The 12,301-nt window shown below is 52.3% G+C and carries 8 protein-coding genes; 3 read left to right on the top strand and 5 right to left on the bottom strand.

Translation table 11 applies throughout. The annotated features are described in order from the left end of the window. Positions 1-83: 83 nt before the first annotated feature. Positions 84-893 (bottom strand): ion transporter, encoded by an 810-nt coding sequence (locus tag E1162_RS16160; protein WP_155133277.1) that lies wholly within the window; start codon positions 891-893, stop codon positions 84-86. Between the two features lie 286 nt (positions 894-1,179). On the opposite strand from E1162_RS16160, the gene E1162_RS16155 reads away from it, so the two are divergent. The 3 genes from E1162_RS16155 (at position 1,180) to E1162_RS16145 (ending at position 5,286) form a co-directional block, all read left to right on the top strand. Beyond that, positions 1,180-3,897 carry an SH3 domain-containing protein gene (locus E1162_RS16155; protein WP_155133274.1) on the top strand — a complete coding sequence of 906 codons (2,718 nt, stop codon included), beginning with the start codon at positions 1,180-1,182 and terminating at the stop codon, positions 3,895-3,897. 79 nt (positions 3,898-3,976) lie between these two features. Further along, entirely contained in the window at positions 3,977-4,420 is a 444-nt protein-coding gene (locus E1162_RS16150) for a DUF1810 domain-containing protein (protein ID WP_155133271.1), read from the top strand. Positions 4,421-4,548: 128 nt separating this feature from the next. Then, the gene (locus tag E1162_RS16145) at positions 4,549-5,286 is read left to right on the top strand and encodes a fumarylacetoacetate hydrolase family protein (protein ID WP_155133268.1); all 738 of its coding nucleotides are present in this window, start codon (positions 4,549-4,551) and stop codon (positions 5,284-5,286) included. Between the two features lie 57 nt (positions 5,287-5,343). Here E1162_RS16145 and E1162_RS16140 read toward each other — a convergent pair whose 3' ends face one another. The 4 genes from E1162_RS16140 to E1162_RS16125 form a co-directional block, all read right to left on the bottom strand. After that, on the bottom strand, positions 5,344-6,690 hold the full coding sequence (locus E1162_RS16140) for an HlyD family type I secretion periplasmic adaptor subunit (RefSeq protein WP_257099055.1): 1,347 nt from the start codon (positions 6,688-6,690) through the stop codon (positions 5,344-5,346). A 77-nt stretch (positions 6,691-6,767) separates the two neighbouring features. Continuing rightward, complete coding sequence (locus E1162_RS16135; RefSeq protein ID WP_257099054.1) at positions 6,768-8,987, bottom strand: type I secretion system permease/ATPase; 2,220 nt, start codon at positions 8,985-8,987, stop codon at positions 6,768-6,770. 2 nt (positions 8,988-8,989) lie between these two features. Further along, positions 8,990-11,071, bottom strand: coding sequence for a hypothetical protein (locus E1162_RS16130; protein ID WP_155133265.1), 2,082 nt, complete (start codon positions 11,069-11,071; stop codon positions 8,990-8,992). A 124-nt stretch (positions 11,072-11,195) separates the two neighbouring features. Then, positions 11,196-12,041, bottom strand: a complete 846-nt coding sequence (locus E1162_RS16125) for a hypothetical protein (RefSeq protein WP_155133262.1) — start codon at positions 12,039-12,041, stop codon at positions 11,196-11,198. Positions 12,042-12,301: the final 260 nt, after the last annotated feature.

The raw sequence follows: 12,301 nt of genomic DNA, 5'->3' as shown, positions 1-12,301 counted from the left end.
AAGCCAACGGGAAGACAATTCCAGAATTTGGTCAGAAAGTCCCTGCAACTTTTTGTGTACGGGAGGTATCTGCCCTATCTGCGTTAGGAGCCTGCGCCTTCTTTGGAGCTAAGCTGCTGGCGCAGTGCGGAGATTTCCTCACGCATTGCCTTTACCTCCAGCAGCACCTGCTCTGTTTCTGAATGGATCGCCTGACGATCAGCTTCAGCGGTTTCTTCATGCTCCTGCTGCATGGCAGAAACGATGATACCAATAAACAGGTTCAATACCGTGAAAGCGGTGCAGAGGATGAACGGTAGGAAGAACATCCAAGCCAGTGGGTAAACATCCATAACAGGACGCACAATACCCATGCTCCAGCTTTCAAGGGTCATCACCTGGAAGAGCGTGTAAGCTGAGGAGAAAATATTGCCGAACCACTCAGGGAACGCCTCGCCATATAGCTTTGTTGCCATAACCGAGAAGATGTAGAAGACCAATGTCATCAGCAGGACGATTGATCCCATCCCCGGAAGTGCTGCAATCAAGCCGCCGATAACCCGTCGCAGCGAAGGAACGACCGAGATAAGGCGCAGAACACGCAAGATACGTAGGGAACGGAGAACGGCGGCAGGGCCAGCAGCTGGTACCAGTGCAATGCCGATAATCACCGAGTCAAAAATATTCCACGGGCCTTTGAAGAAGCTTGGACCAAACGCGTAGATACGCACTGTCAGCTCAACCACAAAAATGGCGAGGATCACCCGATCAATTGTTGTCAGCAGTCCGCCATAGGCGGCCATCATAGAATTACTCGTTTCAAGACCGAGCGTTACGGCATTGAGAATGATAATTGCAACAATTGTGTATTCCCACTCGCGGCTTTCAATAAGCGTACGCAACTGTTCACGCATAGTAGTTCCTGTAGTGCGATGACTTTCGTAATTAAGACGGAAGCGACCAAGTTCAATATGTTTTAGAATGTGGCGCGAATGTTTGGCAGAAACAAAGATTTTTACCGAGAATTCAGAGTTTTCTTTACCCTTGCCAACGTTTTAGCCGCACCGACGAAAACTATATAGGTCAATTCTTAGAAAATCTCAGATATGTAGTTTATAGTATGCCGCAAGATCCACGACTGGCAGCGCCGCCTTTGGTGCGCCGGATGAAGTGGGCACTCCAGTAAGGAGCCAATACGGCATGAACAAACTTGCCAGCCTGTTTATCTGCACTGTGCTTACCTCCCCCAGCGCACTTGCCTACACCGGTAGTGTGACAGCCAATGTGAACCTGCGACAGGGACCGGGAACCACCTATCCGGTCGTCAACACCATCCCTCAAGGAACACAGGTCAGCGTCGACAACTGTGACGAGAGTGGAAGCTGGTGTGCGATCTCCCACGAAGGGGCCAACGGTTTTATCAGCGGCGAATACCTGACAATGAGTGAGGAAGAAGGCGGCTGGCCGCGGACCTTCCAAACGCAGGATGGCGCGGTTCTCGTTCTTTACGAACCGCAGATAAGCGAGTGGACAGACTACAGCACGCTGAAAGCTCTGGTAGCAACCGAGTACCGGAGCGATGCGAAAGCTGCTCCCATATTTGGAATACTGGACGTTGAAGGCAAAACCTTCAGCAATGCCGATTCCGATGAAGTTATGGTCACGGATGTAAAGCTTGCGGGATTGAACTTCTCTACGCTTTCAAAGGATGAGCTGGCAAAGCTGTCTTTGGAAGTTGGAAAACTTCTGCCAGTGGAGGCGATTACCCTTTCTAAGTCAACACTTGCAGCAAGCCTTGCCGACACTGAGCAGATGGTGAACGTTGCAGGCATTAAAGCGGATCCGCCGCCGATCTACCATGCAAGCAAACCTACCGTTCTGTTGCAAACCGATGGCGAAGCTATTGAAGCGCCGGTGACAGGTGCAGACGGGCTGTTTTTCATCGTGAACACCAACTGGGATCTGTTTAGAGATGAAAGCACCAACACCTATTACCTTCTGGATGACGGCGCTTGGCTGAGCGCTAGTGACCTTAAAGGCCCATGGTCTGCGGCGAAAGAATTGCCTACCGTCTTTTCCAAGCTGCCACAGGACGAGAGCCTGAATGCAGCGCGTGAAGCTGTCCCCAACAAGGGGTTTGGGGACCGGCCGGTTCCTGAGGTTCTTTATGCGGACCGCCCGTCGGAACTGTTGTTGTTTGACGGCGAACCTAAGCTTGAGGATGTGCCAAACACCAAGCTGCAATGGGCTTCCAACTCTGACAGCGATGTGTTTTTCCATACGGACGAGAACAAGTGGTTTATCTTGACATCAGGCCGCTGGTTCTCTTCCGCCTCCCTTGATGGTCCTTGGACCTTTGCAACGACTGACCTGCCGCAGGACTTCCTGCAAATTCCGGCTGATGCGCCCTACTACAGTGTACGCTCATCGGTTCCGGGCACCTCAGAAAGCGCCGAAGCCCGTCTTCTGGCAAACATTCCCAGCAAAGCACGGGTGGAGCTCGGCTCTGTCCAGCCTGATGTGGTGTTTGCCGGAGATCCCGACTTTCAGCCGATTGAAGGCACGTCCCTCTCCTATGGCGTGAACACCTCCAGCCAGATCATTCAGGTGGGCGACAAATACTACGTTGTTCAAGATGGCGTCTGGTTTGTTGGGCCAAGCCCTGAAGGGCCTTGGGAAGTTGCAACCGATGTGCCGGAGGAAATCTACTCCATTCCACCAAGTTCTCCGGTTTACAACACCACGTATGTGCGCGTTTACGAAAGTGAACCTGCCGTCGATGGCGCTCCAGCTGCTGTGTGGTTCGGTTACACCATGGGCTACCTTTGGAGTTATCTGGCTTGGGATACCTTCGTTTACGGCAGCGGCTACTATCACCGCCCTTACTGGCGTCCATGGCGCCCCGGTTACAGGCCGCCTTATTTCCCACGGCCAATCACATACGGCTCGGGTATATTCTATAGCCCCGCACGCGGCGTCTTTGGCAACTACGGCTACGCATACGGCCCTTATCGCGGCCTTGCCTTTGGGCGCGTCTATAACCCGTCGACAGGTAGATACATTCGCGGCGGCGTTTATAGCGGACCGTTAGGCCGCGCCGGTTTCATCGCCGCAACCAACCCCGTTACCGGAAACAAGTTCTTTGCCGCTGGAGGACGCGGCATCTACGGCTCGTGGAAGACTGGCGGCGTGAAACTTGGCTCTGACTGGGCCAGAGGACGCGGCGGCGGTGACCGTAACTGGAAGCGCGGTGATGCACGCGCCAATCTTGTGCAGCGAGGCCGTCGCGGCGAGATTTTCGCGGGCCGCGATGGGCAGGTCTACCGCCAGAAAAACGGTGACTGGCAGCGCTTTGAAGGGCGGGACTGGAAAGGCGTTGATAGGCCGGAGAACCTTAACATCGATAGGGACGCGCTTGGTGCAGCAGCAGCTGGTGCAATAGGCGGTGCAGTTGGAGCAGGTGCCCTCAACAAGCTGAACCGCGATAACATCAAGAACATTGACCGCGATAAGCTACGGCCTGCCAATCGTCCTGCAGGAGACAGAAATAGACCGGCCGTTAACCGCCCAGCTGGAGATAAAGACAGGCCCGGCTTCAACCGCCCTGCTGGTGACCGGCCTCAGGCAAACCGCCCTGCCGCAGACAGGCCCAAAGCAACAAGACCAGCTACACGGGACAAAAAGGCGACCCGTCCGGCAGTCAAAAAGCCTAAGGCAACCAACAGGAAGAGCGCAGCTCGGCCTTCAAACAGAAAAGCCCCTGCACACCTTTCCAAGGACAGGAAACATAGACAGGTCGGCAACCGCAAGGCCCACAAGCATAGAGCAACAAGAGGCGCACCAAACCGGCAGGCCCGCTCTGCACCACGCAATCGTGGTGGCGGCAAAGCACGGCGCGGTGGCGGTCGTCGTAGATAAAATAAGAGCGCCGGGAGGCCTAGGTCTCCCGGTTTTGTGCTAGACTGACTTGAAGATTAGCCCTGCTTGAGATCGGACCATGACCCATCCCAGTAAAGATGATCTTGATCGCTTTTTGCTTGCTCAAGACCCCGTTTTTTCTCAGGTGGTTGAGGAGTTGAAGGCCGGTGACAAACAAAGCCACTGGATGTGGTTTGTGTTCCCTCAGCTACGCAAGCTCGGCCGTTCTGGAACTGCCCACTATTTCGGGATCGAGGATCGGGATGAAGCACGCGCCTATCTGGACCACCCAGTGCTTGGACCACGGCTCAAAGAGGCCTTTCAGCTTATGCTGCAGCATGAGGAAAAAAGCGCCGAGGACATCCTTGGCCCCGTTGATGCACTAAAGCTACGCAGTAGTGCCACACTTTTCCAAATCGTTGCCAAAGACAACAGCCTCTTTCAGCAAGTGCTTGATCGATATTACGAAGGCAACCCTTGTCCGCTCACGTTCGAGAGCCTGCAAGCCCCTTGGCTTCACTAGCAAATCTATGCCGGGATCATTGCAATGTTGTTGATGCTACATCCTGCCCTATTTCAGGGATAGACATGCTGGGATACACCTTCCTCAAACAACGCTCTTAACAACAAGCCACCATTTTGGAGCTGATCATGCACGCTGTGTCCCAAGCTTACTGCGAAAGCAGAAAGTCTGCTGAACTTATCGCAGTAGAAAACTATCCTTCTGAAGCCCTTTCCCGCGACGAAGCCTTCCAGATTCAGGAAGAAGTTGCTGGCGAATTCGGCCCTGTTGCAGCATGGAAAGTTGCTTTCGATCCTGAAGGAACTTCCATCTACGCACCTATCTTTAAGAGCGACGTGAAAGAAAGCGGCGCAACCTTCTTCGAAAACGGCGCAGGCATTCCACTGGGCATCGAAGTTGAGCTGGCTTTTGAACTTGCAAAAGACATCACCGAAGCGCCTGCTTCTGATGAAGAGCTGAAGGCTTCCATCTCCCGCGTTCTGATGGTTATCGAACTGGTAGGCAGCCGCCTTGCTGATCCTGCTGCTGCTGATCTCAACCTGAAGATCGCAGACAACCTGACCAACATGGGCTTCATCATTGGTGACGAAGTCAAGAACGTTGATCCTGCGGCTCTGGAAGAACAGACCCTCAAGCTGGTTATCGATGGCAAAACCATCATCGACGGCGCAACCAAATGCGGTACCGGTAACCCGTTCAACGTATTCAAAGCTGCTGCTGCGAAAATCGGCGGTCACATTGGCGGCTTTAAAGCTGGCCAGATCGTTACTTGCGGCACCTTCTCCGGCTGCACCTTCTACCCAGTAGGTTCTAAAGTTGAAGCTGAGTTCCCTGTTCTGGGCACCAAGGTAAGCGCAGTAATCTAAATTTACTCATTACGAGTGAATTGCGAAACGGCCCGCTATTGCGGGCCGTTTTTGTATCTAGTGCTCTTTAAAGGCTCTAGCCATACTGTCTCTAATTGGCTGGGTCAGATACTCAAAGAAGGTTCGCTCCGTTGTGACGATGTGAACCTCCGCTGGCATACCCGGTGTTGGCTGAAAGTCTTTCATATGCGCACCAAAGGTTCCAACGTCCTGCGTATCAAGGCTAACACGGGCAAAGTAGACCTCGCCAGTCTCGCCAATCGCATCAGTTGGGCGCGCATCTGCGGACACATAAACCACCTGCCCTTTCATGACAGGGGTGGTTCTTTGATTAAGAGCGGTTAGCCGAACGCCTGCTTCCTGACCGATAGAGATATTGTCGATATCTTGCGGGCGAATGCGCACTTCAAGAAGCATCTCGTTGTGCACCGGAACAACCTCCATAATGGCCTTACCACTTTCAATAACACCGCCCGGTGTATGGTAGCGCATATCGGAGACCACCCCTTTGGTTGGCGACACGATCTTTACCCGTTTCAATACATCTTCTGATGAGCGGATCTGTTCTGTCACGTCATCTAACTGCGCTTCAACCTCTTGCAGGTGAGCGGTTGCCCTTTGCCGTGCAAGTGACTTAACGCGCAAAATTTCTTCACTTGTCTTGGCAATACGCTCTTCGATATCGCCATTTTCAGCAATCAGGCGGCCAATGTCGCCACGCAAGTTAGCTTGCGCCCGCTGCAGAGCGAGAATTTCCGGCATACGGATGAGGTTCTTCTCCAACAGACGGTGCTTTGCCTTCAGCTCATCATCCAACAAGGATACCTGCTCGCGGGCTGCGTCTTGCTGGGCGACGTTACCTGTTTGCCGCTGCTTCAGGCTGTCGATGGTGTAGTTCAAAATCGCGACTTCATTGGCGAGCTGGCCGACATCAACAGCAAAGGCCTCATGCTGGGATTCAATGATCTCCTGCACTTCAGGATCATTTGCTCTTTCTGTCACCGCAATCGGAAACACCAGTTTATCCTGCCCCTTGATGAAGGCGGAAAGTCTGGATTCCATCGCATCAAGTCGAATTTTGCGCAGCTCCAAACGGCGCAGGTTGGCAAGCGATGAGGTTTTTTCCAAGCGGATAAGGACATCGCCTTTTTCAACCAGATCACCTTCTTGAACGAGAATTTCTTCAATAATTCCGCCCTCAAGGTGCTGAATAATCTGATTTTGTCCGGTGACCACAAACGAGCCAGAGGCAATGATAGCGCCTGCAATTGGTGCTGCTGCTGCCCACACACCAAAACCGACCACCAGAATACCCAGCAACGAAAAACCCAACATGACAGGCATCCGCACACTATGCGGAACGTCGTGATACCAGTTGTTATGTGTTAATCGCGGATTAGACATCTGGTTCGGCTCCTCTTCTTATTATTTTGCCGAATTCTTATTGGGCGAGGTCTACTGCGCCCTAAACTATGGTTGCTTTAAACGTCGATCTGGGGCGCGGATGGTTTTTCCGGCTTGGCATCAATAGTTGGTGGCACTTCTTGGTTATCAGTGCTGCGACGACCAATTTGGATTTTCTCCAGCACCTCATCACGTGGCCCAACCATCTGAACACTGCCGTTTTTGAGCACGAGAATTTTATCGACGCTCTTCAATAGGCCCGGTCTCTGGGTAATAACGATTGAGGTAATGCCCTCTTGCTGCGCTCTTAGCAGAGCACGGGCGAGCGCTTTTTCACCCATAGGGTCAAGGTTGGAGTTCGGCTCATCCAGCACCACCAATTGAGGATTGCCATAGAAGGCACGGGCAAGGCCGATCCGCTGTTTCTGGCCGCCGGAAAGAGGCGCACCATCGACGGAGATAATGGTCTCATAGCCCTCGTGGAAGCCGGAGATCATATTGTGCACGTCTGCCATTTCTGCTGCGCGGAAGATTAGGTCATCCGTTGCATCCGAGCGCATGCGGGCGATGTTCTCTTTGATGGTCGCCGGGAAGAGCTGCACGTCCTGCGGCAGGTAGCCGATCGTCTCGCCAAGCTGGCGCGGGTCCCAGTTGCGTAGGTCCATTCGGTCGATGCGGATATTGCCTGCTGTTGGCGAAATAGAACCGACGAGCATCTTGGCAAGGGTCGATTTACCCGCACCGGAGTTGCCAATAATGGCCATGCTTTCACCCGGCTCAAGCTGGAAAGTGATACCGTTGAGGATCACCTTTTTACTTGGCTTGGGAACGAACAGAACACGCTCCACGTTTACACGGCCCTTTGGCGCTGGGAGGCGCAGGCGCTCGATATTAAGGGGCGAGCTTGCAAGAAGCCCGCGGATACGACCGTAAGCAGAGCGGGCCTGAATAAGGCTCTTCCAGCCCTCAATGGTGCCTTCTACTGGGGTCAAAGCGCGGGAACCGATGATGGAGCCTGCAATCACCATACCGCCGGAAATTTCGCTATCCAGCGCCAGAAACGCACCCCATCCAAGCATCGTGATCTGGGTTGCCAAGCGCACGCCCTTGGACACTGAGGCCATGATGATATTGCGGTCCTGCGCGATCACCTGTGCTTTTAGGGATTCAGCGGTGTCTCTACCCCACATCATCACGCTTTCAGGCACCATACCCATGGCGTTGATGACCTGAGAGTTTCGTGACATTGCGTCCGCTTTCAGGTTCGCCCGCGTGGCGAATGCGTTGGCGCGGCCAAATGGAACAGCGGTTAGACGCTGGTTGATCATAGCCACCACTAGCAGGATCAAAATAGCGCAGAACACGATCATCCCAAGCTGCGGGTGGATCAGGAAGACGGCGAACAGGAACAGCGGCGCTACGGGCGCATCAAAGATGGTAAGCAGCGTAGAACCAGTGATGAAGTTACGGACCGATTGAAGATCAGCAAGGGCCTGAAACTCACGGCTAGACCCACCCAAAGATGCCTTTGCCGCAGCCTGCATAACAGGTCCGCCAAGACGCGTTTCCAGATGCACTGCGGTGCGCATGAGAACGAACCGGCGCAGCATATCAAGAAGCACATGAAAGCCCAGCGCGCCAGCAACGATAACCGTGAGCATAATCAGGGTATCGGTACTGCGGCTGGTCAGCACCCTATCTGCGATTTGGAAGAGATAGATAGGAATTGCGAGAACGAGAATATTCACCGCAAGGGAGAAGATAAACACGACCATCAGGTTACGGCGGCAGACCTTAAGCCCTTCCGCCATAATCTCCCTAAAGCCGGGTGATCCACCACGTTTTTGAAGCGGCGTATCTGTGTTACCACCTTTACCGCCGCCGGCAGAGCCGACCTCTTGTTTGTTGCCATTCGGTTCACCAGAGCCTTGAGATTGCAGAGTGCCCTGATCGGCTGCGCCCTGTTGCTGCGGCTCGGCTTTTGCCTTGGCCTCTTGCTGGGAAGGCTCAAAGGTGGTCTCAGGCTCAGCAGTCGCTTTCGATAGTCGCTCTTGCTCGAAACGGCGACCCCATTTGCCTGTAAAAGAGGAAAAGCTTGTCGCCTTGAAGCGCTTTTGCCAAGCACCTCCAGCAAAGCTTTCCGCATACCAATCACCAAAGGTACTGGCCGTTTCAAAAAGGCCTTGTATTGGCCCTGCCAGCAGATTGGAGAAGTACGCCTGACGCGCGGGGGGGTGATCATAAGTAACGGTCACGCCTTCTGAATTGGCGCTTATATTCTTATAAATTTCAACCATAACTAACCCAGTACAGAACCGAGAATATCGCAGTTAGGATCAGACTCCATGACCGCGACTTCATCGCCGCTTGTTTCTTTCTCGTTGGACGCATCAACCGCAAAAACAACAAGTTCGGTCGCTAGCGCCTGCGTTCCTTCTTCTCCGCCAATATCCTCGGGGAGCAGGTTTGCCTGCATCAAGAAGGTTTCTTCGTACTGCTCGCCGCCAAGTGCTTTGAGCTGGCCTGCACTGTCATATTCAACAATGCTGGCCGAGTTGATGGCAGTGTTGCCATTCGTGTCCAACTGAACGTCGTGAGCGGCATCCTCGGAGAAGCCACTTCCGGAAATCGTGTCGGAATCTTCAATGATGTTGGTTTGAACAACGGCAGTGACATCGTAGTAGTTGCCGGAAATAAACAGCACGTTGAACGTATCGGAGCCATTGCCGGAGAACATGCTTTGAAGCTGGTCATCAAGGTAAGTTTCACCAGCAGCGATCTGCTCGCTTAGGCTCATAATATCCGAGGTCAGCGGTGAGAAGCCAAGCTGGAAGCCCGTGTCGGCAATCGACGCGTTATTCAGCAATGTGTTGGAAGAGCCATCGTCATGTCCGCCAAAGGCAGAGTCGTGCGCAGTTAAGTCATTGTCAAAAATGATATTTGTTTGAGCGATCAAGCTGATTTCATAGAAGGAACCGCCCACGATAATCAGGTCGTAATATTCTGGAATTTCAAAATAGATCGACAGGTTGAAAGCAGAGTTGCCACCCGTAATCAGGCTGTACTGATCATTGGACATGTCAAGGGAGACCACATCGTTATCTATGATATGATTGGTCTGGAATATCGTTTGAACGTCGTAGAAATCACCGGTTGCGAAATCTATGTCCCAACGCGGAAACCAGCCACTTTTGCCAAACTCGACAGGCGCAGGATCATACTCGATAGTGCGTTCAAACTGGGCACCGTTGTTGGATTGCGCATCGCCGCTTGTATCCGTGCCAGAAGGCTGGCCAAAAATACTGCTAACTAGAGAATAAGGGTCATGGCCAGCATCTGGGCGCACAAACCACTGATCGCTGTGATTGATGGAGGAGTGAACATTGACCTGAACGATGGCGTTAAGGTCAACATGATCACCATGAATTACCAGCGAACCTAGTGTCTCGGGACCTTCAACGATAACGGCGTTGTTGATAGCTGTATTACCGCCGGTCTGGACGTATTGGTCCTTCTCCTCAAAGGCACCTGTAACCGGCTCATTCGCCTCGTCAATCATGTCGTTCATGATAGCAAGGGCATCGACAGGCTCTTCCATCTCGTCAACGGAGTGGCCATCTTCAAAACTACGCGAGACGGTTTCGCCGCCCTCGCCTTCTTCAAAACCAATGTGGCGGATCGTGTGCCCATCAACAACGTCTGAAGTTGGCTCAGGCGTGTTCAGACTGTTCTCATGGAAGGTGGTCGAAAGCTTCTCACCAAGACTATTTACATTGAGATCGCCAAACTGGTTCCAAAGCGGGATGTGAGGTGCAAAGCCTTCCAGAAATGCCGAGGTTTCAGCTTTTGCGACGAGGTAGTATTCCCCTGCCTCCTCAAACGCATAGTCGAGATACAGGTCCTCATCGTTCAGGCGGTTATCCTGTCTGACAGCGCCAACAAAGCCGGGGTCTTCGCCATAGGTGTAGAGGTCTGGCGGTATTGTGTCGCTTCTAAAACCTGAACCGAAACCGAAACCAGAACCGAAGATATAGTTGATGTCTCCGTCACCATACGCTGGCAGACGAAAGCTCAAGCTCTGGCCGAGAGCAAGGCCCAAGTCCTCACCGCCCTTGACGGGAAAGCCGCTTTCTAGATCGGGGGTACTGTCGATGTCATCGCTCTTGATCGGCAAGAGCTTTACTTTACTATTAATATCAATGTATTGGTATTCAAAGGAAGGGACAGTGTAAGGCTCTTCCAACGCCCACTCGAGAGCCGGTTTATCAGGTCTGTGGCTCAAATCTTCATAGTACGCTTTTGTAAAAGCGACTTCGTTTAGAAGATGCCAATGCCCAGCAAAATGGGTAATGCTTTCGGTTGTTCCAATCGAATAACCCATCTTCTTTTTCTCCTGAGATCAAATGGTTGATCGTGGTTCTTTTTGCAGATGAGTAGCGTCTAAAGAGGCGTTGAAGGGGCCCTCTAGGGATAGAGAGCCCCTAAATATTCAGCGCGAAGCGGTGTTATGCGCTGTCGTCTTCACCAACGGAAGTCGAGGTGTTGTTACCGCCAACAATGGTTTGATCCACCACGTTGTACTGCAGGTTCGCACCCATTACGATTTCCTGGTTGAAGTTATCGGTGTTGGCAATTGCATCAGCGTTCGCAGAAGCTGTACCTGCTACAGAAGCATCATCACCTGCGCCGGAAGCCCAGCCGTCAGACTTAACTGCATCGATACCGTCAGAGGATTCTGCCTTACCACCATCAAGGTCAAAGTCGAGCTTGAAGGACGCACTGTTGGTCACATCCGGATCATTCAGTGTGTCTTTGTCGGTCAACTCGTTAACCTGCACAATGTTGAACGCAACATCGTTGCCTGCGCCATCAGCGTGAGCGGTCATGTCATCGCCCGGATCATAATCAATGGTGGAGCCATTGTTCGCTGCAAGCAGATCGCCGTCTACCTTAGCGTGATCAAGATCGATGAAGTCATTGTCATCACCGAAGCCGTCCACTTCACCATCCAACTTGATGTCTACGTTAACATCAGTGTGGCTTGTGTTGAGGTTAGCATTGGCATTCAGGTTAGCATTAAGGTTGCCGTTGAGATTGCCATTATGGTTGTGATTGTCGACATCCACATCAACGTCAGCGTTAGAAGTCGCATCTGAGTTAGATGTGCTATCTGCGTCTGCTTTTGCGTCAGCATCTGCTTCTGAGTCAGACTTTGCACCGGACCGTGCACCGGACCACGCGCCAGCATCTGCATCTGCGTCTGCTTTTGCTTCTGCATCGCCAAAGTCGAAGTTGTTTTCTTCGTACTTGATGTCGTCAAAAATAAAGATGTTATTGCGGCTACCTGGCATTTTTCATCTCCGCTTATTGCGCGTTTTATGTCTCGGTAAGCCGTCTTCTGCGCGGTCAATCCAAGACGTAACGCTTTTCTTTTTATTCAGCCTTGTGGCTGAGCGGTTGGAGCTTTCTAGAGGAAGAAGCTCAATGTCTTCTCAAAGATATTTGTGAAACATCAGTGATCCGACACCCCAACTAGGCGCGTAAATTTACGTAAAGTCAAATCAATGGCGGTTATTTTTTGCGATAAATTTTTGGGATTCTATCGTAAAAA

This window comes from Pseudovibrio flavus (assembly GCF_009711345.1).
Classification (GTDB): domain Bacteria; phylum Pseudomonadota; class Alphaproteobacteria; order Rhizobiales; family Stappiaceae; genus Pseudovibrio; species Pseudovibrio flavus.
Note: the sequence above shows the minus strand (reverse complement) of the source record. Positions and strands in the feature narration are given on the sequence as shown.